The 24,302-nt window shown below is 73.7% G+C and carries 25 protein-coding genes; 7 read left to right on the forward strand and 18 right to left on the reverse strand.

Features of this window, described 5'->3' with window-relative positions:
* Positions 1 to 23: 23 nt before the first annotated feature.
* From ABID77_RS00800 to ABID77_RS00815, 4 genes are all read right to left on the reverse strand, one after another.
* Positions 24 to 1,097, reverse strand: coding sequence for a hypothetical protein (locus ABID77_RS00800; protein WP_429589515.1), 1,074 nt, complete (start codon positions 1,095 to 1,097; stop codon positions 24 to 26).
* A gap of 212 nt (positions 1,098 to 1,309) precedes the next feature.
* A complete protein-coding gene (locus tag ABID77_RS00805; protein WP_429589518.1) occupies positions 1,310 to 2,476 on the reverse strand; it encodes an SLC13 family permease in 1,167 nt (388 codons plus the stop codon).
* An 80-nt stretch (positions 2,477 to 2,556) separates the two neighbouring features.
* Complete coding sequence (locus ABID77_RS00810) at positions 2,557 to 3,954, reverse strand: sigma-54-dependent transcriptional regulator (RefSeq protein ID WP_429589521.1); 1,398 nt, start codon at positions 3,952 to 3,954, stop codon at positions 2,557 to 2,559.
* Positions 3,939 to 5,414 (reverse strand): sensor histidine kinase, encoded by a 1,476-nt coding sequence (locus ABID77_RS00815; RefSeq protein ID WP_429589524.1) that lies wholly within the window; start codon positions 5,412 to 5,414, stop codon positions 3,939 to 3,941. The genes ABID77_RS00810 and ABID77_RS00815 overlap by 16 nt, the downstream gene beginning before the upstream one ends.
* Before the next feature lie 299 nt (positions 5,415 to 5,713).
* On the opposite strand from ABID77_RS00815, the gene ABID77_RS00820 reads away from it, so the two are divergent.
* The 5 genes from ABID77_RS00820 (at position 5,714) to ABID77_RS00840 (ending at position 10,427) form a co-directional block, all read left to right on the forward strand.
* Positions 5,714 to 6,517 carry a sensor histidine kinase gene (locus tag ABID77_RS00820; protein WP_429589527.1) on the forward strand — a complete coding sequence of 268 codons (804 nt, stop codon included), beginning with the start codon at positions 5,714 to 5,716 and terminating at the stop codon, positions 6,515 to 6,517.
* Positions 6,514 to 7,149 carry a response regulator gene (locus tag ABID77_RS00825; RefSeq protein ID WP_429589530.1) on the forward strand — a complete coding sequence of 212 codons (636 nt, stop codon included), beginning with the start codon at positions 6,514 to 6,516 and terminating at the stop codon, positions 7,147 to 7,149. Before ABID77_RS00820 ends, ABID77_RS00825 begins: the two co-directional genes overlap by 4 nt.
* A gap of 99 nt (positions 7,150 to 7,248) precedes the next feature.
* Positions 7,249 to 7,635 carry a VOC family protein gene (locus tag ABID77_RS00830; protein WP_429589533.1) on the forward strand — a complete coding sequence of 129 codons (387 nt, stop codon included), beginning with the start codon at positions 7,249 to 7,251 and terminating at the stop codon, positions 7,633 to 7,635.
* 257 nt (positions 7,636 to 7,892) lie between these two features.
* Complete coding sequence (locus ABID77_RS00835; protein WP_429589536.1) at positions 7,893 to 10,136, forward strand: TonB-dependent siderophore receptor; 2,244 nt, start codon at positions 7,893 to 7,895, stop codon at positions 10,134 to 10,136.
* Between the two features lie 48 nt (positions 10,137 to 10,184).
* On the forward strand, positions 10,185 to 10,427 hold the full coding sequence (locus tag ABID77_RS00840) for a hypothetical protein (protein ID WP_429589539.1): 243 nt from the start codon (positions 10,185 to 10,187) through the stop codon (positions 10,425 to 10,427).
* On the opposite strand, the gene ABID77_RS00845 is transcribed toward ABID77_RS00840, so the two are convergent.
* On the reverse strand, positions 10,409 to 11,323 hold the full coding sequence (locus tag ABID77_RS00845; RefSeq protein ID WP_429589542.1) for a LysR family transcriptional regulator: 915 nt from the start codon (positions 11,321 to 11,323) through the stop codon (positions 10,409 to 10,411). The genes ABID77_RS00840 and ABID77_RS00845 overlap by 19 nt on opposite strands.
* 66 nt (positions 11,324 to 11,389) lie before the next feature.
* Between ABID77_RS00845 and ABID77_RS00850 the strand changes: the two genes are divergently transcribed.
* Positions 11,390 to 12,331: a DMT family transporter gene (locus ABID77_RS00850; RefSeq protein ID WP_429589545.1), complete on the forward strand. Its 942-nt coding sequence runs from the start codon at positions 11,390 to 11,392 to the stop codon at positions 12,329 to 12,331.
* An 18-nt stretch (positions 12,332 to 12,349) separates the two neighbouring features.
* Here ABID77_RS00850 and fliR read toward each other — a convergent pair whose 3' ends face one another.
* From fliR to fliF, 13 genes are all read right to left on the reverse strand, one after another.
* Positions 12,350 to 13,120, reverse strand: a complete 771-nt coding sequence (fliR, locus tag ABID77_RS00855; RefSeq protein WP_429589548.1) for a flagellar biosynthetic protein FliR — start codon at positions 13,118 to 13,120, stop codon at positions 12,350 to 12,352.
* A 13-nt stretch (positions 13,121 to 13,133) separates the two neighbouring features.
* On the reverse strand, positions 13,134 to 13,403 hold the full coding sequence (gene fliQ / locus ABID77_RS00860; RefSeq protein WP_429589551.1) for a flagellar biosynthesis protein FliQ: 270 nt from the start codon (positions 13,401 to 13,403) through the stop codon (positions 13,134 to 13,136).
* Complete coding sequence (fliP, locus tag ABID77_RS00865) at positions 13,400 to 14,203, reverse strand: flagellar type III secretion system pore protein FliP (RefSeq protein ID WP_429589554.1); 804 nt, start codon at positions 14,201 to 14,203, stop codon at positions 13,400 to 13,402. Before fliP ends, fliQ begins: the two co-directional genes overlap by 4 nt.
* Positions 14,196 to 14,540, reverse strand: coding sequence for a FliO/MopB family protein (locus ABID77_RS00870; protein ID WP_429589557.1), 345 nt, complete (start codon positions 14,538 to 14,540; stop codon positions 14,196 to 14,198). Before ABID77_RS00870 ends, fliP begins: the two co-directional genes overlap by 8 nt.
* 9 nt (positions 14,541 to 14,549) lie before the next feature.
* Positions 14,550 to 14,936, reverse strand: a complete 387-nt coding sequence (gene fliN, locus ABID77_RS00875) for a flagellar motor switch protein FliN (protein WP_429589560.1) — start codon at positions 14,934 to 14,936, stop codon at positions 14,550 to 14,552.
* Complete coding sequence (gene fliM, locus ABID77_RS00880; protein ID WP_429589564.1) at positions 14,926 to 15,933, reverse strand: flagellar motor switch protein FliM; 1,008 nt, start codon at positions 15,931 to 15,933, stop codon at positions 14,926 to 14,928. The genes fliN and fliM overlap by 11 nt, the downstream gene beginning before the upstream one ends.
* On the reverse strand, positions 15,930 to 16,547 hold the full coding sequence (locus tag ABID77_RS00885) for a flagellar basal body-associated FliL family protein (RefSeq protein ID WP_429589567.1): 618 nt from the start codon (positions 16,545 to 16,547) through the stop codon (positions 15,930 to 15,932). Before ABID77_RS00885 ends, fliM begins: the two co-directional genes overlap by 4 nt.
* 200 nt (positions 16,548 to 16,747) lie before the next feature.
* Positions 16,748 to 18,385 carry a flagellar hook-length control protein FliK gene (locus ABID77_RS00890; RefSeq protein ID WP_429589570.1) on the reverse strand — a complete coding sequence of 546 codons (1,638 nt, stop codon included), beginning with the start codon at positions 18,383 to 18,385 and terminating at the stop codon, positions 16,748 to 16,750.
* Entirely contained in the window at positions 18,382 to 18,846 is a 465-nt protein-coding gene (locus tag ABID77_RS00895; RefSeq protein ID WP_429589573.1) for a flagellar export protein FliJ, read from the reverse strand. The genes ABID77_RS00890 and ABID77_RS00895 overlap by 4 nt, the downstream gene beginning before the upstream one ends.
* 34 nt (positions 18,847 to 18,880) lie before the next feature.
* Positions 18,881 to 20,239, reverse strand: coding sequence for a flagellar protein export ATPase FliI (gene fliI / locus ABID77_RS00900; protein WP_429593203.1), 1,359 nt, complete (start codon positions 20,237 to 20,239; stop codon positions 18,881 to 18,883).
* A gap of 22 nt (positions 20,240 to 20,261) precedes the next feature.
* On the reverse strand, positions 20,262 to 20,981 hold the full coding sequence (locus ABID77_RS00905) for a FliH/SctL family protein (protein WP_429589576.1): 720 nt from the start codon (positions 20,979 to 20,981) through the stop codon (positions 20,262 to 20,264).
* A gap of 26 nt (positions 20,982 to 21,007) precedes the next feature.
* Positions 21,008 to 22,000 (reverse strand): flagellar motor switch protein FliG, encoded by a 993-nt coding sequence (fliG, locus tag ABID77_RS00910; protein WP_429593206.1) that lies wholly within the window; start codon positions 21,998 to 22,000, stop codon positions 21,008 to 21,010.
* Positions 22,001 to 22,012: 12 nt separating this feature from the next.
* Positions 22,013 to 23,839, reverse strand: coding sequence for a flagellar basal-body MS-ring/collar protein FliF (gene fliF / locus ABID77_RS00915; protein WP_429589579.1), 1,827 nt, complete (start codon positions 23,837 to 23,839; stop codon positions 22,013 to 22,015).
* Between the two features lie 151 nt (positions 23,840 to 23,990).
* Between fliF and fliE the strand changes: the two genes are divergently transcribed.
* A complete protein-coding gene (gene fliE, locus ABID77_RS00920; RefSeq protein ID WP_429589582.1) occupies positions 23,991 to 24,296 on the forward strand; it encodes a flagellar hook-basal body complex protein FliE in 306 nt (101 codons plus the stop codon).
* Positions 24,297 to 24,302 lie beyond the last annotated feature (6 nt).

Genomic DNA, 24,302 nt, shown 5'->3' on the forward strand with positions numbered 1-24,302 from the left:
ACGGGGAGCGGCACGGCGGCGGCTCAGGCGCCGGCCGGTGGTGCGACCGGCACGTTCGATGCGGACGGCGCGCCCGGCGGAGGCGGCGGCACGGCGCCGGCCTGCGGGGCGGGGCGGGGTGCGTCGGGAGCCGCCGCGGCGCCCGGCGCACTGGGAGCGCGCGGACCGCCCGCGGCGCCGGGGCCGCGCGGCGCGCCGGGCGCGCGGCCCGGACCGGCGAAGACCTCGCGCATGTCGGCGGCCGTGGTGCCGATGGCCGTCGCCTCGAAGGCGCGGCCCTGGGCGCCGCGGCTGCCCCAGCCCTTGGCGCTGATCGTGGCGCCCGGCTGCAGCGAGGACGCCAGCTCGGCGCCGACGTGCGGCGGGAAGCGCACGATCAGGCCGTCGTCCAGGATCACGCCGTTGACGTCGCCCCGGCCGGTGTGGAGCAGCCGGGCGATCCGGCCGCTGCCGCTCATGGCGGTGAGCGCGCCGGGGTCGCGCGGCGCCGGGGGCGGCGGGCTGGCGGAGGCCGGCGTGTCGGCCAGGCTGCGGCCGCTGGCCGTCGCCGTCAGGCTCGAGGCGCGCACCACCGGCGCGTCGGGCGTGCGCCAGCCGGCCACGCGCACGCCGTCGCCCGGCTTGAGCAACTGCTGCGCGGCGGCCGACAGGTGCGGCGGGAAGGCCACCTGCGTGCCGTCGGCCAGCAGCAGGCCGTCGACCTCGCCGTTGGGATTGACCAGCCAGCGCTGCACGCGGCCGGTGAGGACCGGCATCCGCGCGCCGGCATCGGCCGTGGGGGCGGGCGGCGGCGTGGCGCGGCCGGCAGGGCCGGCACGACCCGGGCGGTCGGCCGGCGCGGCGCCGTCGGCGGGACCGGCGCGGCCCATGCGGTCGGCCGGTGCGGGTCGGCCGGCGGGACCGGCAGGGTCGGCGCGCTCGGCGCGGCCACGGGGGGCGTCGGCACCGGCGGGCGGCGGGGGTGGCGTCGTGGCCGACGACATCGGGGCCGGCGGGGTGTCGGGCGTGGGCGCGTCGGCGAAGGCCTGCTGGGCCAGGGTGCCGGCGCCGAGGAGGATCAGGGCCGCGAAGGCGGCGGGACGAAGGGACGGTCGCATGGAAGAACTCCTTTGGATGTGACGTACTTCACACTCTCACGCTTCGTGCCAGCGGACGTTTCCTTGTGGATCAACGACTTGCGTCGTTTCGAACCGCGCGGCTGCATGAAACGCGGACAACCGAACGTCCGTTTTCCGGACGTTCGCCGGACCTCCGGCGGACCTCCGCCGGTGGCTTCCGCGGGCGCCCTGTCGTCGGCATCCGAGCCGCCTCAGCCCATCCGCAGCCACACCGCCGATGCCGCGCACACCAGCAGGAACGGGATGCTGATCCTGTGGAATTCGCGCAGTCCGTGGGGCACCCGCGCCAGGCGCAGCGCGATCAGGTTGGCCAGCGAGCCCAGCACGCAGCCGAAGCCGCCGACCGTCACGCCCGCGGCCAGGGCCGGCAGGTCGCGCACCGGGCCGTCGAGCAGGATCGCGGCGGGCACGTTGCTGATCACCTGCGAGGCGGCGATGGCCGCCAGGTAGGCGTGCCAGCCCTCGGCGATCGGCCACTGGTGCAGCAGCCCGGCGACGACCGGCAGCTCGCCGAGCTGGCGCAGGTCGACGAACATCAGCGCGATGATCGCCAGCAGCGCCCAGTCCACCCCGCGCAGCACGCGCGGGTACAGCAGCAGGAAGGCACCGAAGACGATCCCCAGGCCGGCGAGCAGCCAGTGCCGGTCGAGCGCGACCACGAAGACGAGGAACAGCGCGCCCGCGAGCGTCAGCAGCCGGGGCTGCACGCCGGCCGCCTCGGTGCCCGCGCGCAGGGTCACCGGCGTCTTCGGCACCAGCAGCCAGGTGGCGACGAAGAGCCAGAACAGGACGATCGCCACGGTCGGCGCCATCATCCCCATGAAGCCGACGAAGCTGTCGCCCGAGCGGTGCCAGAGGTAGAGGTTCTGCGGGTTGCCGATCGGCGTGAGGGCCGAGCCGGCGTTCACCGCCAGCGCCTCCAGCACCACCAGCCGGGCCAGCGGCAGGTGCGCCTGGGTGGCCAGCACGCGCGTGAGCGGCACCAGCAGGAACAGGCTGACGTCGTTGGTGACCAGGGCCGAGAGCACGGCGGCCGCCCCCACCAGCAGCAGCGCCAGGGCGCGCAGGCTGGTGACGCGCGCGAGCAGCCGCTGCGCGGTCGCCTGCAGCATGCCGCTCTTCTCCACGCCCTGCGTGATCGCCAGCAATCCGGCCAGCGCGCCGACGGTCTGCCAGTCGACCAGCCTCACGTAGTCGAGCGGGGCGCGCGGGCGCAGCAGGGCGAAGACGACCGCCACCGCCACCAGCACCCACAGGAGGCCGTTGCCGCCGGGCGGCGCCTCGCCCTCGGCGGGGTCCGGGGCGGACGCGGAGGTCGCGGAGCGGGCAGGGTCGGCGGTGGCGGCGGAATCGGTCATGGGATGCGAGGCGGAAACGAGAAGGGGGCGATTGGAAGCGATGGCGATGTCGGCGGCGTGGCGGTGGGTCGGCGCTCCGGTCATTCGAGCCCGTACTGCGCGATCTTCCGGTAGAGCAGCTGGCGGTGGATGCCCAGGCGCCGCGCGGCCTCGGCGCGGTTGCCCTGCGCGCGGCCCAGCGCGTCGGCGATCAGCAGGCGCTCCAGGCGCTCGACGGCGGCCGGCAGCTCGCCGCCGAGCCACTCGGCCGGCAGCGCGCCGGACGCCGTCCCGCCCGCGCCCGGCGGCGGGGCTGGCGAGGGCGATCCATCGGCGTCGAAGGGCAGGTCGGCCGCGCCGATCACCGGATGACGCACCAGGGCCTGGCAGCGCGCCATGACGTTGCGCAGTTCGCGCACGTTGCCCGGCCAGCCGTGGCCCACGAGCCGGCGCACCGCGCCCTCGGACAGCACCTTGGGCGCGTCCGGCGCGGCGGCGCGGCGCAGGAAGTGCCCGGCCAGCGCCGCGATGTCGTCGCGCCGCTCGCGCAGGGGTGGCACGCGGATCGACAGCACGTCGAGCCGGTAGAGCAGGTCCTGCCGGAACCGTCCGTCGCGCACGGCGGCGGCCAGGTCGCGGTGCGTGGCCGCGACCACGCGCACGTCGACCTTCACGGTGCGGTGGCTGCCCAGCGGCGTCACCTCGCCCTCCTGCAGCGCGCGCAGGATCTTGGCCTGCACGTCCAGCGCCATGTCGCCGATCTCGTCGAGCAGCAGCACGCCGCCGTCGGCCGCGCGGAAGCAGCCGGCGCGCTCGCCGGTGGCGCCGGTGAAGGCGCCGCGCACGTGGCCGAAGAGTTCGCTCTCCAGCAGCTCCTTCGGGATGGCCGAGCAGTTGATGGCCACGAAGGGCGCGCCGGCGCGGTCCGAATGGCGGTGCAGGGCGCGCGCCACCATCTCCTTGCCGGTGCCGGTCTCGCCCAGCACCAGCACCGGCGCCGCGCTGGCCGCGGCCATGCCGATGCGCTTGTGCACCTCGCGCATCGCCGCGCTCGGGCCGATCAGTTCGTCGGGCGCTTCGCCGTCGGCATCGCCATCGGTGGGTGCCGGCCGGCCGGCCGGCTCGCCGGTCTCCACCCGCAGGACACGCGCCAGCACCTCGGCCACGGCGTCGCGGCGGATCGGCTTGGCCAGGTGGTCGAAGGCACCCAGGCGCATCGCCTCGATGGTGTTGGCGCCGCTCGCGTAGGCCGTCAGCACGATCACCGGCGGCACCCGCGCGAGCGTCGAGCGCATGGCCGACAGCGTCTGCAGGCCGTCCAGGCCGGGCATGCGGTGGTCGAGGAAGACGGCGTCGAAGCGCGCGCCGCCGCCGCGCAGGACGTCGAGCGCGGCGTGGCCGCTCCCGGCCTCGACGGTGTCGTGGCCGAGGGACTGCAGCGTCTCGGCCAGCGTCTCGCGGAAGGCGGTGTCGTCGTCGACGATCAGGAGGCGCGCCATGGGATCTCCAGTTCGAATCGGGTGCCGGGGTCGAGCGCGATGTGGCGCAGGTCGCCGCCGTGGGCCAGCGCCACCTCGCGTGCCAGCGCCAGACCGAGGCCGGTACCGTCGGCGCGGCCGGTGGCGAAGGGCTCGAAGAGCTGCGACTGCAGGGCCTCGTCCACGCCGGCGCCGGTGTCGTCGACGCGCAGCCGCAGCGGCGCCGGGGCGGGGCCCGTCGCGGCGGCATCGTCGCGCGACGCCGCCAGCACGACCCGGCCGCCGCGCGGGGTGTGGCGCACCGCGTTGTCCAGCAGGTTGTCGACGGCGCGCGCCACGTGCATCGGATCGAACACGGCCGTGGCCGGGCCGTCGTGCCGCACGACCACCTCGACGCCCGCGGCGGTCGCGCGCGCCTCGACCGCCGCCGCGCGCTCGTCGAGCCAGGCCGGCAGCGCGACCGCGCGCGGCGCCAGCACCAGCGGCTGCACCAGGCCCAGCAGGCTCTGCACCAGGCCTTCGAGCCGGTCGATCTGGCCGACGATGGCGCGCAGGGCGTCCGGCTGGCGCGCGGGCGTGCCGGCCAGGGCGTTCTCGGCCTTCAGCCGCATGGCGGCGATGGGGTTGCGGATCTCGTGGGCGATGCCGCCGGTCATGCGGCCGAGCGCGGCCAGGCGCTGGTCGCGGCTGCGCTGGCGGGCGGCCTCGCGCAGGGTCGCGCGTGCCTCCTCGAAGCGCAGGCGGTAGCGGTTGAAGCCGTCGACGATGCGGTCGAGCTCGCGCACGCCGGTCGCCTCCAGCACTGGCACCACGTCGCCCTCGGCCCGCGCCAGGCTCGCCTCGAGCCGCTGCACGTGGCGCAGGCCGCGCCGCAGGATCAGCCCCAGCCAGAGCCCGGAGACGATCACCGCCGCCATCAGCGCGACCAGGCCGGCGCGCACGCTGGCCTGGGCGTCCAGCGCGCCGGCGTGGGTGCGCGTCATGGTCCAGGCGGCCAGGTCGTCGCCGGTCGCGGCCAGCGGGCAGGCCGTGACGATCAGGGCCTCGCGGCTGCCGCGCACGACGTCGGTCCGCGCCTGTCGCGTGCGCGCGGCCTGCCGGGCGGTCTCGACGATCAGCGGCTGCTCGGCCGCCGGGATGTCGCGCTTCGCGCCGCCGCCTTCGTAGGTCGGATAGGCATAGGCCACCAGGCCGTCGGCCACCTGCCAGACGCCGCCCTCGACCTGCGGCGCCTCCAGCAGCACCAGCTGCAGCAGCACCTGCAGCAGGTCGAGCTGCGGCCGCGCGGGCAGGGGGGCCGGCAGGGAGCGGGCATAGCGCGTCGCGATCTCGCGGCAGGCGCGTTCGGCGACGGCGCTGCCGGTGGCGATCTGCACGCCGACGCTGCTGCGGTAGAGCGTGACCATCACGACCGCCAGGGCCGCGCACACGCCCAGCAGGAGCAGCCAGAAGAAGACCAGTTGGCCGCGCAGGGATCTCATGGGACGTTCGGTGCCGCGCAGGCGGCGTTCTTGGAGTTGTGGTGCCGACCGGCTCGGCGGGGTGCCGGAGCCGGGTGGGCGGCACCATAGCCGAGGCGATGCGATCCGCACCGTCAGCCGTCATCGCGGGAAGCCCGACGAACTCCGGCGGTGCCGGGGACGGCCGCGAGCCCGGCCCCTCGACGAACGGCGATGCGGGACGCCGCGTTCGCGCGCCTGCGCCGCATGCGAGGTGAGCGCATGCTCGCCGTCGTTTTCTGACAAGGTTGGTTACATTCGTCAACTATCATCCCGCCACGATGCCGAGGTCCCTCCCCACGCCGTTTCCTCACCTGCCGGCCGTCCTGCCGATGGCGGCGCGGGGCGTGGACGACCTCGTGCCCGGCGTCGTGCAGGATCTCCTGGAAGCCCAGCGCAGCGCGCTGGCGCGCGAGATCCACGACGACATCGGCAGCGCGCTGGGCGCGGCGCATTTCGACCTGGCCTGGGTGGCGCGCCACCCCGACCATGCCGAGGCGGCGGCGCACGTCGCCTCGGCGCACGAGGCGCTGCGCCAGGCGATGGCCGCGACCCAGCGCCTGGTCTGGGGCCTGTACCCGCCCGACCTGTCGGAGGACCTGATGCCGGCGCTGCGCGCGCTGGTGCGCGGCTTCGAGCAGCGCCACGGGCGGCCAGTGGCCTTCGAGGTGTCGTCGGACTTCGACGCCCTGCCGGCGCCCGCGCGGCTGGCGGTCTACCGGACGGTGCAGGAGGCGCTGGCCAATGTCGCGCGCCACGCACCCGGCAGCGCCGTGACCCTGTCGTCCGGCCGCGACGCCGCGTCGATGTGGCTGGAGGTGCGCGACGACGGCCCCGGCTTCGACCTCGGCACGGCGCCGGAATCCCGCGGGCACGAGGGCGATCCGGTCGCCGGCGGCGGCTTCGGCCTGCGCGGACTGGCCGAACGCGCCCGCGACGCCGGCGGGGACCTCGCCGTCGACAGCCGCTCGGGCCGGGGCACGGCGGTGCGGTTGACGATGCCCGCGCCGCCGCGCAGGGGGGCGGACGATGGCGACGAGTACGACGACGAGGAAGCGCACGGCGTGGATGGGAGACCCGGATGATCGATGTGGTGATTTGCGACGACCATGCCCTGGTGCGTCGCGGCATTCGACAGACCCTGCAGGAGGCCGTCGACGTGCGGGTGACGGGCGAGGCGGCGAGCTACGCGGAGGTGCGCGAGCTGCTGCGCCACGTCCACTGCGACGTGCTGCTGCTCGACCTGGCCCTGCCGGGGCGCGGCGGGCTGGAGGTGCTGTCGGCGCTGGCCGATGCCGAGTCGGCGGTGCGGGTGCTGGTGGTCTCGATGTTTCCCGAGGAGCAGTACGCGATCCGCTGCCTGAAGGCCGGCGCCCATGGCTACGTCAGCAAGAGCGGCGACCCCGCCGAGCTGATCACCGCCACGCGCCTGGTGGCGCAGGGGCGCAAGTACGTCACGCCGGAGGTGGCGCAGATGCTGGCCGAGACGGTGTCGCGCCCGGCGCAGGAGAACACGCTGGCGCATTCGGTGCTCTCCGACCGCGAGCTGCAGACATTGACCATGATCGCCTCGGGCAAGCGCCTGTCGGACATCGCCGAGGAACTCAAGCTCAGCCCGAAGACCGTCAGCGTCTACCGCTCGCGCGTGCTGGAGAAGCTCAACCTGCCCAACAACGCGGCCGTCACGGTCTATGCGATCCGCAACCAGCTGGTCTGAGCAGGGGCGCGGTCGCGCGGGCCGGATGCCATACTGAAAAAGCCCGCGACGACGCGGGCCGCGAATCCCCTCCAACGAACAGGAAAGAGAGACATCGGCATGTTCAACCACGTCATGGTCGGATCGAACGACATCGAACGGTCCCAGCGCTTCTACGACGCCGTGCTCGGCGTGCTCGGCGCGGGTCCGGCGGTGCGCAACACGGCCGCCTCCGGCCACGTCCGGCTCTTCTGGCGGCATGCCGGCAACAGCTTCGGCGTCAGCCAGCCGATCGACGGCCAGACGGCGACCCCGGCCAACGGCGGCACCATCGGCTTCAAGTGCGGCTCGCCCGAGCAGCTGCAGCGCTTCCACGACGTCGCGGTCGCCCACGGCGGCACCTCGATCGAGGAGCCGCCCGGCCCGCGCGACGGCGGCATGGGGCCGATGCACCTGGCCTACGTGCGCGACCCGGACGGCAACAAGCTCTGCGCGATCTTCCGCTAGGCACCGGGCCCGCCCGACGACGACCGCTTCACGGCGCCTGAAGTCGGGAAGCGTGCCCCGCCCGGATCGGTGAATCCGGGAGCAAATTACAATTTCCGTTTCCAGCCACATCGCGTTCCGGTCGTCCGACCGGCAGGGGTCACCCCCGGTGCAGCCAGCCTTCCAGCCGTTGGCTCGCTTGCTCCCCGCGCGACGTGACGTCGCGCGAGCGTTTCCGAGTCCAGCGGCATGAACCCCGCCGCCACAGGACCCGCCGCATGACGACACGCCTTTCCCGACCTTCCTCCCGCCGTTCCTTCCGACGCGCCGCCCGCCCGCCTTCGACGCTGCCCGCCAAGCGCGTGTTCCGGCTCGGCACGCTGGCGCTGGCGGTCGCCGGCCTGCCCGCCTGGGCGCAGAACGCCACCGACGCCGGTGGCGTCGCCGCCGCTCCCGAGCTGTCCGCCGTCACGGTCAGCAGCGGACGCGAGGTCGGCGCGACCTCGACCCGCCTGCCGCTCGCGCCGCGCGAGACGCCGCAGTCGGTCAGCACCGTCGACCGCGCGGAGATCGAGCAGCGCTCGCTCCTGAGCATCGATTCGGTGCTGCGCGGCGCCACCGGCATCCACGTGAGCTTCTACGACACCCAGCGCCCGCTCTACTACGCGCGCGGCTTCCAGATCACCGACTTCCAGGTCGACGGACTGCCCACCTACAGCGCCAACACCAACCAGGAGTTCGACACCGCCCTGTACGAGCGCATCGACATCGTGCGCGGCGCCAACGGCATCCTGACCGGCGTGGGCACGCCCTCGGCCACCATCAACCTGATCCGCAAGCGGCCCCAGCGCACCTTCGGCGGCTCGGTGGCCCTGAGCGCGGGCTCCTGGGACTTCTACCGCGGCGAGCTCGACCTCAACGTGCCGCTCAACGCGGACGGCAGCGTGCGCAGCCGCTTCGTGATCGCGCCGCAGAAGCGCCACAGCTTCCGCGACCGCTACCAGGAGGACAAGTACGCGCTGCTGGGGGTGGTCGAGGCCGACCTCGGCCGCGCCACCGTCGCCTCCCTGGGCTACCAGCGCCAGGACAACGACCCCATCGCCGGCCTGTGGGGCACGATCCCGCGCTTCGCCGCCGACGGCGGCCTGGCCGACCTGCCGCGCTCGAGCAACTTCTCGCCGGCCTGGACGCGCTGGTCGCGCGAGTCCGGCACCGTGTTCGCCACCGTCGACCACCAGATCGACGACGACTGGTCGCTCAAGGCCAGCTACAACCACACCGAGGGCGAGAACTTCAGTCTGCGCACCTACGCCTACGGCCGCACCACCTCCAGCGCGCCCTTCGTCGACCGCGCCACGGGCGCGGGCGTGCGCCTCTACGGCGCGGTCGGCGGCGGCGCCGAGACGCAGGACACGCTCGACACCTACCTCACGGGCAAGTTCAGCCTGGGCGGGCGGCGCCACGACCTGACGCTGGGCGTGAGCAGCCTGCGCACCACCACGCGCAACGACGGCTACTCCAGCATCACCGCCGGCGCGAACGCCTGGAGCTACACCATCCCCAACGTCTACACCTGGGACGGCACGGCGCCGGAACCGGTCTACCGGCTCACCGGGGCGCGCACCGAGCAGCGCACGCGCCAGGACGGCTTCTACGCCTCGGCCCGCTGGCGCCTGACCGACGAGCTGGCCCTGCTCACGGGCGCGCGCGTGACCAACTGGCGTCGCCAGACCGACAACTTCAACACCGCCGGCGCCTACACCGGCACCACCGCGACGCAGTCGGTACGCCGCGAGACCTCGCCCTTCCTCGGCCTGGTCTACGACCTGACGCCCGAACTGGCGGCCTACGCCAGCCACACCGGCATCTTCAATCCGCAGAACTACCGCGACCGGAACAACGTCCCGCTCGACCCGGTCCAGGGCACCAGCAACGAGATCGGCGTCAAGGGCGAGTGGCTCGACCGCGGCCTGGCCGCCTCCTTCGCCGTCTTCGAGGTCAAGCAGGACAACTTCGGCATCGTCGACAACACGCGCCCCGCGGGCAGCCTGCCCGACGGCGGCACGCCCTACGTCGGCGTCAACGGCACGCGCAGCACCGGCTGGGAACTGGACGCGTCGGCGCGCCTGGCGCCCAACTGGCGCGCCACGGCCGGCGTGACGCGCGTGGCCACGCGGCGCGCCGCCACCGACCTGACCTACGCCAACCTGCCGGAGTGGCTGGTGAAGCTGGGCACGCAGTACCGCTTCGGCGGCGCGCTGCAGCCGCTGGAGGTCGGCGCGCAGTGGCTCTGGCAGGGCCGCATGGACGCGGTCAACGTGCCCAGCCCGGCCGGTCCGGCGACGGTCGGGCAGTCGCCCTTCGGTCTGCTCAACCTCAACGCCAGCTGGCGCTTCGACAATGCGACGACCCTGAGCGTGGCGGTCTTCAACGCCGCCGACAAGCGCTACTGGGCGACGCTGGACTATCCGAACTACGGCGACAGGCGCTTCGTGAATTTGACGCTTCGAACGCGTTTTTGAGCGGTGCCGCCGTCGCGTGTTCGAATCGTTCAGATTCAGAATACCGGCATGGCGTCATCCCTTCTCCGCATCCTGTCCACGCAAGATCTTCCCATGGTCGTCAGGGGCGGCGAACTCGTCGACGCCGTCCACATCCTGGTGCTCGGCGGTCACGTCGAGGCCCGGATGGAAAAGGCGATCCGCACCCCGAACGGCTGGAAGCACCCCTCCGCGACCGTGACGCGGATCACCCCCACGGGGCTCAGGATGGTGCGGCTCTTCCCGGCGGGCGTTCAGCGCGCCGCGACGTGATCGATCCACGCCCGCACGCGCGCGGGCAGGAAGCGGTTGGGCGGATAGAGCAGCCACGCCGTGCCGGAGTACGCCGTCGCGTGGCGCCAGTCGCCCAGCACGCGCACCAGTGAGCCGCTCGCCAGCGCCGACGCCGCCGTGAAGTCCGGCAGCGTGGCGATGCCGAGGCCGGCGACGGCGGCCTCGCAGCGCACCTCGCTGTGGTTGGCGACGTAGCGGCCCCGCACCTTGACCGTGGCCGCGCCGGCCGCGCCCTTGCCGGGCCGCTCGAAGCGCCAGTGCCGGTCGCGCTCGTCCTCGCCCAGGTAGAGGCAGTCGTGCGCCGCCAGCTCGCGCGGGTGCGCCGGCACGCCGCGCGCCGCCAGGTAGGCCGGGCTCGCGCACACCAGGTGCTCCACCACCTCGAGCGGGCGGCCGGCCAGCCCGGGCGGCGGCGTGTCGGTGATGCGCACGGCGACGTCGACGTCCTCGGCGTACAGGTCCACCGTGCGGTCGGTGATCACCAGCTGCACGTCGACCCGGGGGTGCGCGGCCAGGAAGGCGGGCACCAGCGGATGCAGGCGCTGGCGGCCGTAGGCCTTCGGGGCGCTCATGCGCACCAGCCCGCTGGGCACGTCGGCATGGTGGCCGGCGAGCGACAGGACCTCGCGCGCCGAGGCTTCGAGGCCCTGGCAGCGGGCGAAGGCCGCGTGACCGGCCTCGGTCGGGCGCAGCCGCCGCGTGGTGCGCTCCAGCAGCCGCACGCGCAGCACGGTCTCCAGCCGCGCCACCTGGCGGCTGACCGCCGAGGGCGTGAGGCCCAGGTCGCGCGCCGCGCCGGAGAAGCTGCCCGCCTCGACCACGCGCGCGAACACGGCCATGTCGGCCAGGCTGTCCAGGGCTTCATTCGTGCGCATGGGGAACGGATGTTGTTCGCAAGGGCGGGATTATCGAATCGCCTGAGCCAATCCATCATCGTCGGCATGACCACCGCTCCCTCCATCGGCGCTCCCTGGGCGCTGCGCGCATCCGATCTGACCCTCCTGCTCGTGGCCGTCGTCTGGGGCACCAGCTACGGCGTCGCCAAGGGCGCGCTGGCGCACTACCCGGTGCTGGGCTTCCTGGCCGTGCGCTTCCTGCTCGCCGCGATGCTGCTGGCGCCGGCCTGCCTGCGCGTCACGCGCGCGCAATGGCGCGACGCACTGCGCGCCGGCCTGCCGCTGGGCGGCCTGCTGATGGCGATCTTCGTCTGCGAGACCCGGGGACTGGCCCTGACCCAGGCCAGCAACGCCGCGCTGCTGATCAGCCTGTGCGTGGTCTTCACGCCTTTCGCCGAGTGGTCGATGCTCGGGCGGCGGCCGGCGCCGGCGATGTTCGGCTTCGCGGCCGTGTCGCTGCTGGGGGCGGCGCTGCTGGCGGGCGACTGGCGGATGCGGTGGGGCGCGGGCGATGCGCTGATGCTGGGCGCCGCCGTGCTGCGCGCCGTCACGGTGTGTGCCACCAGCCGCCTCGCGCGCCGCCACGCGAGGGCGCCGATGGCGGCGCTGACGGTGGTGCAGTCCCTGGTGGTGGGACTGGGCTGCCTGGCGCTGGCGGCGTGTCTGCCCGGCGGGCTGCCGCCGCTGCCGCGCGACGGCGCGTTCTGGCTCGCCACGCTCTACCTCGTCGGCGGCTGCACGGTGTTCGCCTTCGTCGCGCAGAACTGGGCGCTGCGGCACAGCGCGCCGAGCCGGGTCGGACTGCTGATGGGCACCGAGCCCGCCTGGGGCGCGCTGTTCGCCGTCGCCTGGCTGGGCGAGACGCTCGACGCGTCGGGATGGGCCGGCGGCGCGCTGATCGTGGCGGCGGCGTTCCGGACCTTGCGCGGGCGCGGGGGGCGTCGAGGCGGCGACGCCGCGTCGGTCGCTCCGGGAAGCGGGGCGTGACCGGACGCGTCGCCGGCGTCACCGCCCTCCCATGAACAGCGACAGCATCCGCTCCATCGCCAGCAGCAGCGGCTGCTCCATCATCGGCAGCACCAGGGCGATGCCGGCGAGGCCGGCGGTCAGGGTCACGGGGAAGCCGATGGCGTAGATGTTCATCTGCGGCGCGACGCGCGAGATCACGCCCAGCACCAGGTTGACGAACAGCAGCAGGCCGATCATCGGCAGGGCGATCCACAGCGCGCTGGCGAACAGGTCGGCGCCGAGCTCGTGCATGCGCAGCCGCGCCAGCGCCTGGAGGATGCTGCCGCCGACCGGGAAGGCGTCGAAGCTCCTGATCACCGCCATCAGCACCGTGAGGTGGCCGTTGACGGCGATGAACAGCAGCACCGCCATGTTGCCGAAGAAGCGCGACACCGCGCTGACCTGGGCGTTGCTCATGGGGTCGAAGAAGGCGGCGAAGTTCAGGCCCATCTGCAGGCCGACGAGCTCGCCGGCCAGCTCGATGGTCGCGAAGATCAGCCGCACCGCGAAGCCGATCGTCATGCCGATGCCCACCTGCTGGACCAGCGTGCCGATGCCCGCGACGTCGTCGAGGCCGATCGCGGGCTGCGGCGGCAGCGTCGCCTGCGCGCACAGCGCGACCATGAAGGCCAGGCCGACGCGGGCACGGATGGGGAAGGCGCGCGAGGAGAAGATCGGCGAGGTGGTGAACAGGCCCAGCACGCGCAGGAAGGGCCACAGCACGGGGCTGATCCAGGCCATCAGCTGGGCCTCGGTGAAGGTCAGCACGCCGGGCGCCTCGTCACAGGACCATCTGCGGGATCGACTCGATGACGCGGCGGATGTAGTCGACCAGCGTCTCCAGGATCCACGGCCCGGTGACGACCAGCACGGCGACCGCGGCGATCAGCTTGGGCACGAAGGCCAGGGTCTGCTCGTTGATCTGCGTGACGGCCTGGAAGATGCTCACCACCAGCCCGACGGCCAGCACGGTCAGCAGCACCGGCATCGACACCGTCAGCAGCATCGCCAGGGCGTCGCCGCCCATCGTGACGACGGTCTCGGGATTCATCGGGCGAAGCTCGCGGCGAGCGAGCCGATCAGCAGGTTCCAGCCGTCGGCCAGCACGAACAGCATCAGCTTGAAGGGCAGCGCCACCAGCACCGGCGACAGCATCATCATGCCCAGCGACATCAGCACGCTGGAGACCACGATGTCGATCACCAGGAACGGGATGAAGATCATGAAGCCGATCTGGAAGGCCGTCTTCAGCTCGCTGGTGGCGAAGGCCGGGATCAGCACGCGCATCGGCGCGGTCTGGGCGGTGGTGCCGGCGGGCAGCTGGGCCAGCCGGGCGAACAGGGCGAAGTCGGACTGGCGGGTCTGCTTGAGCATGAAGTCGCGCATCGGCGCCTCGGCCTTGGCGATGGCCGCCTCGAAGCCGATGGTGTTCTCGGTGTAGGGCTTGTAGGCCTCGGCGTAGACGCGGTCGAGCGTCGGCCCCATGACGAAGAAGGTGAGGAACAGCGACAGCCCGATCACCACCTGGTTGGGCGGCGCCGACTGCGTGCCCAGCGCCTGGCGCATCAGCGACAGCACGATCACGATGCGGGTGAAGCCCGTCATCATCAGCACGATGGCCGGCAGGAACGACAGCGCCGTGAAGAACAGCAGGGTCTGCACCGGCACCGAGAAGTTGGTGCCGCCGGCGCCCTGGCCGATGAGCAGCGGCAGCTGGCTGCCGGTTTCCTGCGCCTGCGCGGACGGCGCCAGGACGGCCAGCGCGAGCAGGGCGGCGACGGTGGCGCCGGTGCCGGCGATGCCGGCGGGGGAGGTCGCGCGCGATCGCGACGGGACAGGCCGATCAGACATACGGTTCCTCGGGTCCCGGCAAGGAAGCGGCGGTGAAAGGCGACGCCGACGTGGCGCCTGGAACGGCAACGGTGCCGCCCAGCGTGTGCAGGCAGGTGATCGACTGCGCCGTCACGCCCAGCACCAGCTGGGTCCGCGCGCCCTCGGGTCCGACCTCGACCGTGACGACGCGCTGCTGAGGCCCGACGGCGACCGCCGAGACCAGCTTGGCGCCCGGCCCGGCCGCCGTCGCGCCGGGCAGCAGCCCGCCGCGCTTCTCCTGCCAGCGCTTGAGCAGGAACGGAATCGACAGGATCGCCAGGACGAACAGGACGACGGTGATGAGGCTCTGCGTCATGTCGATCGGTCAGCCACGATTCACGCGGCGCAGGCGCTCGGAGGGCGTCACGACGTCGGTCAGGCGGATGCCGAACTTGTTGTTCACCACCACCACCTCGCCCTGGGCCACCAGGTAGCCGTTGACCAGCACGTCCATGGGTTCGCCGGCGAGCGTGTCGAGTTCGACGATCGAGCCCTGGCCGAGCTGCAGCACGTGCTTGATCGGCACCTTCTTGCGGCCGAGCTCGACCGTGAGCTGCACCGGGATGTCCAGCACGCGCTGGATGTCCTGCAGCGGCGCCTGCGCCTCGGCCGCGGGGGCCGGGCCGGGCGTGCCGGCGTCGAGCGCCTCGGCCCAGGCCGCGCCCTCGGCGACGGGGGGGGCTTCGAAAAGGGTGGATGGTTCAGCGGACATGGGTTCCTCCAAGCCAGTGCGGGTCGTCCCCGCGCAGGCATTCGTCGATGCGCAGCGCGTAGTGCGCGTTGTGGGTGCCGTAGTGGCAGGCGAAGACCGGCGTGCCTTCGACCGAGGCGACGACGCGCGGCGCGCGGTCGAAGGGGATGAAGTCGCCCGGCTTCATCGCCAGCAGCTGGCCGATGGTGAGTTCGGGCTGGGCCAGGTCGGCCACCAGCGTGACCTCGGCGGCCTGGATCTCGCGCGTGAGCAGGGTGACCCAGCGCCGGTCCTCGGCCAGGGCCTGGGCCTGCTGGGCGCCGTAGAGCACGTCGCGGATCGGGTCGAGCACGGCGTAGGGGATGGCGATGCGCACCGCGCCCTCGAAGTCGCCGACGACGAAGCGCAGCGTGGTCACCACCAGCTTGTCGGCCGGCGCCGCGACGTTGAGGAACTGGATGTGCGTCTCGCTGCGCTGGTAGGCCAGCTCGAGCGGGTAGATCTCCTTCCAGGCCTTGTTGTATTCGCCGCAGACGATGCCCACCAGGCGCTGGATCACGCGCAGCTCGGTGGGCGAGAAATCGCGTCCCTCCATCACCGTCTGCAGCCGGCAGGCGCCGCCGTAGAGGGCGTCGACCAGGGCCGAGATCAGCGCCGCCTCGCACACCACCAGACCGTGGCCGCGCAGCGGCTGCAGCGAGACGACGTTGTAGTTGGTGGGCGAGGGCAGCGCGCCGACGAACTCGGCGTACGTCGAGATCTCGACCGGCGCGATCGAGATCTCGGCGCTGCGGCGCAGGAACTGGAACACGCCCACGCGCAGGTGGCGCAGGAAGCGCTGGTTGACGATGTCCAGCGTGGGCATCGGACGGCGCACCATGCGGTCGGCCACCGAGAGGTCGTGCTCGCGCACCGCCGCGGCGGCCATGCGCGCGACCGCGTCGTCGGCCGCCGGCAGCGGCGGCTCGGCGGCGGGCGTCGCCGCCGGCGCGTCGTCGAGGACGGGGGTGTCGGTCATTGGACGATGAAGGCGGAGAACAGCACGCCCTGCACCGGGCTGTAGGACGAGCGCTTCTTGCGGCGCGGCGGCGGGTCTTCGTCGTCCTCGTCGTCGTCGCCCTTGGCCTTGGCCTTGGCCTTGGACGGCTTCGAGGACTCGACCTCGTAGCCCAGCACGTCGGAGACCTCGGCGCGGATGTCGATGGCGAGCTTCTCCTTGCCGTCGCGCTTGAGCAGTTCGTCGGAGGTGCGCTGCGAGACCAGCATCAGCACGCCGCTGCGCACCTTGGGCATCAGCGTCTTGATCTTCTCGACCGTCTTCTCGCTCTCCAGCTCCAGCGTGATGCCGACCTGCGCGACGCGCTCGCCGCCGGGGTCGGCCAGGTTGAGCACCATGTTCTCCATGGCCAGGTAGACCGGCGCGGCGCCGTGCTTGCCCGAGGGCGCCTCCTCCTCGTGGGCGGGCTCCTCCTTGGCCGTGGCGTCGTGGCCCTTCTTGTTCATGAAGTACCAGGCGCCGCCGCCGCCGGCGCCGGCCAGCACGAGGACCGCGACCAGCGCGATGACGAGCCCCTTCTTGCCCTTGGGCTTGTCGGTGGCCGGGGCGGCGGGATCGGCGGCTTTGGCTGACACGGTGATGGTTCCTTGCTTTCGTTCGTTCGGTCGGTCGTCGGTTCGATGCCAAGTCGGGCGCTCGCGGGCGGGCGCGCCGGTGGCGTGGAACCGATTATTCGAGCGATCGCCCGGGACGAAGCGCGGAAAAAGGGGCGGGAAAGCGGCGCTTTACGGTGCCTTCGCCGCCGGCTTCGCAGGGTCGCGAAGCGAGGGCACGCTCAGACGTAGAGGTCCAGCGAGCGCCGGCCGGCGATGCCGCGCGGCGCGGTGGCGGCCGCCACCGGCGCGCCCACCTGCGCGCGGCCGCCGTCGCCGCTGCCGCCCAGGGTCGCGGTGGCCGGCGGGCGCGCGCCGTCGCGCCCGCCGCCGGCCGCCGCGCCGCCGCCCGCGGCCTGGCCGCCCACCGACGCGTCGGCCAGCACCATGCCCTCGCTGCCGAGCATCTCGCGCAGCTGCGGCAGGGCCTGCGCCAGCGCCTGGCGGGCCTCGGGCGCGTCGCTGCGGAACACCACCTGCGCCTCGTTGCCCTGGACCTTGACGCTCACCGACACCGGCTGGCCGCCGACGTCGACCGTGAGTTCCGCGCTCTGCGTCTTCTGCGCCATCCACCAGCCGAACTGGTCGAGCAGGTTCTCCGACGCGCCGGCCGCCGTGGCCTGCCCGGCGGCGCCGGCGGCGTCGGCCGGCAGCGTCGAGGCGAAGCCGGCCGGCATCGCGCCGCCGCCGCCGGCGAAGGCGCCGCCGTCCACGCCGGACGACGCGCCGCCCGTGCGCTCCGTGCGCCGCGACGCGGCCTGCGACGGCGCCAGGGCGATGCCGGCGGCGAGCGCGGCGTCGATCGTCGCGCTCGAGGTCGCCGCCGCCGAGGCGGCGGCCGTGGCCGTCGGCAGCGTTCCGGTCGCGGCTTCCTGGATGGCGGCGCGTTGCTGCAGCAGGGTGGCGGGGGTGTGCGCCGCGGACGCGGCCTGATCCTGTCGGCGTTCCTGGATCGCGGCCGTCGCGGAGGCCAGCCGCGCGGCGGTGGCCGCGCCGGCCGCGGCGTCGCGCGCCCTGGCGGGATCGTCCGCGGTGGCGGTGGCGGCGTCGAGGCCGCCGGTCCGGCCGCGTCCGGCGGTCGCGGGGCGCCAGGTCGGGGGCTGGCCCGCGCCGGTCGCCGCACCGGAGGCGAGGGACGCGCCGGCCGCATCGGCCGTGGTCGTCTCCGCCGTGCCGGCGGCCGGTCCCGGCCGGGTCGACGCGATCGGCGATCGGGCGCCGCCGGCGGCGGGTCCGCCGTCCGTCGCGTCGCCGATCGCCGGCGTGCCCGCGGCGCCCGCGAGGCGGACCGTTCCGCCCGGCGTCGTCGCCGGCGGCACCGGCAGGGTCGCCGCCGCCATCAGGCCGCTCTGCGCCAGCAGCAGGGCGGTGTCGATGGCCGGTGTCGCCGCCGTCGCCTGCGTGTCCTGCGGGGTCGGGGTCGCGGCATCGCCGTTCGCCGCCGCGGTCGCGCCGGCGGCGGAGGCCGTGCCGCCGTCCGGCTCGCGGCCGTCGCGGGCCGGGTCGGCGTCGGGGTCCGTGGCGGCGCGCCCGGCAGATCCGGCGTCGGCGCGGGCCTCGGCGGGCGCGGCGGCGTCCTTCGGAGCGGTCTCCGCGCGGGGCGCCTTCGCCTCGGTGCGGGCCGGTGCCGGGCTCTTCGCGGCCGTCGGGGCCTTCTCGCGCGCGGGCGGCGCCGGCGGCGGCTCGACCGCGGCGAGGGCCGAGCGGAAGCCGCCACCGGCCTCGCGCTCGCCCGATGCGTCGCGGCCCGGCGCGCGCGGCGTGCCCGAGAGCGCGGCCAGGACGGAGAGGCCGGCGCCCTGCGATTCGTTCGTTCTCATCGCGCGCCCTCGCTCATGCGCAGCTCGACCATGCGGCGGTACTGCAGCGAGGCGGTCTCGTCGGACTGCTTCTGCTCGCGCCGGTCCTGCACCTGCCGCTCGCCGAGCAGCCGCGTCGCGTTGAGCTGGCGCAGGCTCTCCAGGCGGGATTCGGTCTCGCGCAGCGCGCCGGTCTCGCGCTCGATGCCGGCCAGGGCGTCGCTCACGATGCCGGTCTGCAGCACGATGGCGTGCGTCAGGCGGGCCATGAACTGGTAGTGGTGCCGCATGATCTCCGGCTGGCAGCCGATCTGCTTGGCGGCCCAGCGGTCGGTGCATTCGCTGGCGTAGGTCTCCAGCTGGTCGAGCTGCGCGCGCGCGGCGGCCCAGCCCTGGCGGGCCTGCGCCACCACGCGCGCGGCGGCGTCGCGCCGCTCGAGCGCCTGCTGGAGCGCGAGTTCGAGGCCGTTCATTCGGGTCATGCGGAAGTTCTCCGGATCGGGAAGAGAGGATGTGTCATCCGAGGGTTTGGGCCATGTGGTCCAGGCTCGAAGCGAAGGGCGCGCCCTCGTGCATGGCCTGCTGCAGGAAGGCGCTCATGGCCGGCTGGCGGCGGATCGCCTGGTCGAGCGCGGGATCGCTGCCGGCCACGTACACGCCCAGGCGCACCAGGTCGCGGCTCTTGCGGTAGCGCGAGTAGGTGGCGCGGAAGTCGCGCGCGGCGGCCAGGTGCTCGCGCGAGACGACGTTGTGCATCACGCGCGAGGCCGACTGCTCGATGTCGATGGCCGGGAAGTGCGCCTCCTCGGCCAGGGCGCGCGAGAGCACGATGTGGCCGTCGAGGATGGCGCGCGCGGCGTCGGCAATCGGGTCCTGCTGGTCGTCGCCCTCGGAGAGCACGGTGTAGAAGGCGGTGATCGAGCCGACGCCGTTCAGGCCGTTGCCGCTGCGCTCCACCAGCTGCGGCAGCTTGGCGAAGCACGACGGCGGATAGCCCTTGGTGGCCGGCGGCTCGCCGATGGCCAGGGCGATCTCGCGCTGCGCCATGGCATAGCGCGTGAGCGAGTCCATCAGCAGCAGCACGTGCTGGCCCTTGTCGCGGAAGTGCTCGGCGATGGCCGTGGCGTAGGCCGCGCCCTGCATGCGCAAGAGCGGCGGCGCGTCGGCCGGTGCGGCAACCACCACCGAGCGCGCGCGGCCCTCGGCGCCCAGGATGTCCTCGATGAACTCCTTGACTTCGCGCCCGCGCTCGCCGATCAGGCCGACCACGATGACGTCGGCCTCGGTGTAGCGCGCCATCATCCCCAGCAGCACGCTCTTGCCCACGCCCGAGCCGGCGAACAGGCCGATGCGCTGGCCGCGCCCGACGGTGAGCAGGGCGTTGATGGCGCGCACGCCGGTGTCCAGCGGCTCGCGCACCGGGTCGCGGTCCATGGCGTTGATCGGGCGGCGGTCCATCGGCTCGGCCTTGACGTCGGTGACCGGGCCCTGGTGGTCCATCGGCCGGCCCTGCGGGTCGACCACGCGGCCGAGCAGTCCGGCGCCCAGCGGCAGGCGCAGCGCGCCGATGCTGATGGCGACGTCGTGCTCGGGCTCGCCCAGGCGCGGCAGCGGCACGTAGGGCGCCGCGGGCACCACGCCGGCGCCGCTGGACAGTCCGTGGACGTCGCCCGCCGGCATCAGGAAGGCGCGGTCGCCGGAGAAGCCCACCACCTCGGCCAGCACCGGCGACTGGTGCGCCTGGTGGATCAGGCACTGCGAGCCCACCGGCGTGCGGATGCCCGTGGCCTCCAGCACCAGGCCGGCCAGCCGCGTGAGCGTGCCGTGGACCTCCAGTCCGGGCGCGCGCTCGACGCGCGCCCGGGCGTCGTCCATGTAGCGCTGCCAGGCGGCGCGTTCAGGCGACATGGTCGCGCTCCGCGGGGGCGCCGACGGGGGCGTGAGCGGCGACGGCCACGGGGTGCGGCTGCCACGGCATGTCCAGCCCCAGGCTGGCGACGGCGCGCGCCCAGCGCGTGGCCATGCCGCCGTCGATCACGGCGCCGGCGCATTCGACCCGGCAGTCGCCCGGCGCCAGCGCCGCGTCGGCGACGACGCCGACGGCCTGGCCGGCGAACTCCGCGCGCAGGTGGACATCGAGCGCTTCGAAGTCGACCGGCGACAGCCGCACGACGGCGTTGCGCCCGTCGGCCATCAGCAGGCCCAGGGCCTCGCGCACCACCGGTTCCAGGGCGCGCGGCTGCGTCGCCATCTCGTGGCGCAGCACCTGGCGCGCCAGGGCGCAGGCGATCTCCAGCGTGCCGCGCGCGATGTCCTGCTGCGCCTCGGCCAGGCCGGTCTCGACGGTCGCGAGCAGGGCGGCAAGGCGGGTGGCGGTCTCCTGGCCGTGGGTGGCGAACCAGTTCTCCATGTGGGCCTGCGCCTCGGCCATGGCCTCGGCGCGGCCGCTGGCGTGGCCTTCGGCCAGGGCGTCCTGGCGGGCCTGCCACAGCGCCTGCTGGTGGGCGGACTCGGTCTCGCGCGGGTCTTCCGGCACGACGGCCGGGGCGCCGACGCGCTCGAAGCGCCAGCGCGAGAAGCCGGCGATGTCCTCGCTGGGGATGAGGGCGGTCTTCATGGATGCTTCTGCTCAGTTCTTCTTCGTCAGACGAAACCGCCGCCGCCGCTGCCCAGGGTGATCTGGCCGTCGTCGGCCAGGCGGCGCACCGCCTTCAGGATCTCCTTCTGCTGCGCCTCGACCTCGGACAGCCGCATCGGGCCGCGCGACTCCAGGTCCTCGCGCAGCGACTCGGCCGCGCGCGAGGACATGTTGGCCAGGAACTTGTCGCGCAATGCCGGCGCGGCGCCCTTGAGGGCGACGATGAGCGTCTCGGAGGCGACCTCCTTCAGGACCAGCTGCAGCGCCTTGTCGTCGAGCTTCATGACGTCGTCGAAGACGAACATCAGGTCGGCGATCTGCTGGGCCAGGTCGGGGTCGTGCATGCGGATGGCGTCGATCGCCTGGGTGTCCACGCCGGCGCCGAGCATGTTGATCATCCCGGCGGCGGTCTTGGCGCCGCCCAGGGACGCCTTCTTGATCTTGCCGCCGCCGGCCAGCACGCGGAACATGACCTCGTTCAAGTCCTCCAGCGCGGCCGGCTGGATGCCCTCGAGCGTGGCCACGCGCAGCAGCACCTCGGCGCGCAGGGCCTCGGGCAGGGCCACCAGGATGGCCGAGGCGTGCTCGGCCTCCAGGTGCACCAGGATCGCCGCGACGATCTGCGGGTGCTCCACCTTCAGCACCTCGGCCACCGAAGCGGCGTCCATCCACTTGAGGTTTTCGATGCCGGTGAGGTCGGCCGTCTGCAGGATGCGGTCGACCAGGATCGCCGCCTTCTCCTCGCCCAGCGCGCGCTGCATCACCGCGCGCACGTAGTCGCTGGTGTCGGCGGCGAACAGGCTCTGTCCGGCCGTGGCGGTGACGAAGCGGTCGGCCACCTCGCCCAGGCGTTCGCGCGAGACGGCGCGCGTCTTGGCGATGGTCTCGCCGATCTTCTGCACCTCGCGCGGCGAGAGGTGGCGCAGCACCTGGCCGGCCTCTTCCTCGCCGAGCGACATCAGCAGGATCGCCGCGTCGCTGAGTCCCTGTTCGTCCATGGCCATGTCGGATCAGGCTCCGGCCGGGGTCGCGGCGGCATCGCCGTTGACCCAGCCCTTGACGATGTTGGCTACCGCGCCGGGGTTGTCGCGCGCCATCTGGCGGGCGCCCTCGAGGCGGGCCTGTTCGGGCACCACCTCGGCCGGCGTCGGCAGCGCGGCGGCGGCGGCCGCATTGGCGAGGCTGGCCGGACCGCCGGCGTTCGCGGGCGAGGCCAGCGCCGGGCGCAGGGGTTCCTCGGACAGCATGGCGTCGAGCGTGGCGCCGGGCGCGGCGAGGACGGCGGCCGTGCCCGGCGCGGGCAGGGCGGCGGGCGGCGGCACCACGGCCATCGCCTTCAGGCCGGGGCGCACCATGCCGAACAGCACGATCGTGCCGATCACCGCCAGGCCGATCGGCCAGGCCAGGCTGCGCACCAGCTCCAGGGTCTCGGGCTTCTTCCACAGCGGCAGCTCGGGCGCCGGGGCCGTCGCGTCGACCAGGAAGGGCGTGTTCATCAGGTTGACCGAGTCGCCGCGGTCCTTGCTGAAGCCGATGGTCTCGCGCACCAGCGCCGTCATCTGCTCGATCTGCTGGGCCGACAGCGCGGTCGGGCTGCTCTTGCCCTGGGCGTCGGCGATGTTCTGGTAGTTGACCACCACGGCCGCGCTCAGGCGGCGGATCTGGCCGGTGGCGCCGCGCACGGTCTTGACGGTCTTGTCGACCTCGTAGTTGGTGATCGACTCGCGCTTGCCCGGCGGCTTGGCGCCGGCCGCCGTGGCGGCGGTCGCGCCGGCCGTGGCCGCCGTCGGCGCCAGCGGCGCGGCGGCGCCGTTGACCGGGGCGGTCGAGGGGCCGGGGGGCTGGTTGGTGGTGGCGCCGGGCACGCCGCCTGCGGCGGCGCCGGCCGCGGCGGCGCCGGTGGTCTCCACCGTCTGCTGGCTGCGCACCGCGCTGGCGTCGGCCGTGAGGTTGGGGCGGTGCTCCTCCGAGGTGGCCTCGGTCTGCGAGAAGTCGACGTCGGCCGTGACCTGCGCCTTGACGTTCTGGCGGCCGACCACCGGCTCCAGGATGTCCAGGATGCGGCGGGTGTAGAGCTGTTCGAGCTGCTGGCGGTACTGCAGCTGCTGGCCGTCGACGGCGCCGGCGGCGTCGCCCGCGGTGCCGCTGTCCGACAGCAGCTTGCCGCTGTCGTCGAGCACGCTGACGGCGGTGGGGGCGAGTTCGGGCACGCTGGAGGCCACCAGGTGGACGATGCCGGCGATCTGGGCGCGCTCCAGCGCGCGGCCCGGGTAGAGGCTCAGCAGCACCGAGGCCGAGGGCTTCTGCTGCTCGCGGAAGAAGCCGTTCTGGCTCGGCAGCGCCAGGTGCACGCGGGCGCTCTGCACCGAGCCCAGGGCCTGGATCGAGCGCGTGAGCTCGCCCTCGAGCCCGCGCTGGAAGTTGAGCTTCTCCTGGAACTGCGTCATGCCGAAGCGGCTGTTCTCCATCAGCTCGAAGCCGGCGACCGAGCCCTTGGGCAGGCCCTGCGAGGCCAGCCGCAGGCGCACGTCGTGGACCTTGTCGGCCGGCACCATGACCGCGCCGCCGCCCTCGGAGTACTTGTAGGGGATGTTCATCGTCGTGAGCTGGGCGACGACGGCGCCGCCGTCCTTGTCGCTCAGGTTGGCGAACAGCACGCGCCAGTCGGGCTGGCGGCCGAGCACGACGGCGGCGACCGCCACGGCCACCAGCACGGCCACGCCGAGCGCCAGGCGCAGGCGTTTGCGGCGGTCCATCGTCGCGAGACGGCCGCCCCAGGCGGGCGCCGCAGCGGCGGAGGAGAAGGAAGCGACAGGCAGTTCGGCGACAGCGGGCATGGGTGCAATCGGAGTGAGCAGCGGACGGCCCGGTTGCCTTCCACTGCCAGCGATTATTCGGATCCGGCCCTCCGGCATAAGCCCGATAAGGCGTCGCTTTGCCCGTCATTTCCCCGGGCTCGGAACGCCGCCGGCCCCTAGCATCGGTGGCATGGAACTCCGTCTCTCGCCCGTCTCCGTCCCCCTCGTCGCCCGCTCCGCCGACACCGCCCACGCGGTCGAAGCACCCTCGGACGGCGGTTTCGCCGGCGCCCTCCGGGGCGCCCTCGGCGCCGTCAGCAGCGCCCAGACCCAGGCCACCTCGATGCAGCGCGAGGTGCAGCTCGAAAACCCCAAGGTCGGCCTGGAGGAGACCATGGTCGCCATCCAGAAGTCGCAGATCGGCTTCCAGGCCACGCTGCACGTGCGCAACCGGATGGTGCAGGCCTACAGCGACATCATGAACATGCAGGTGTGAGGCGGA

Origin of the sequence: Variovorax sp. PvP013, from assembly GCF_050435945.1 — a bacterium.
Classification (GTDB): Bacteria; Pseudomonadota; Gammaproteobacteria; order Burkholderiales; family Burkholderiaceae_C; genus Variovorax.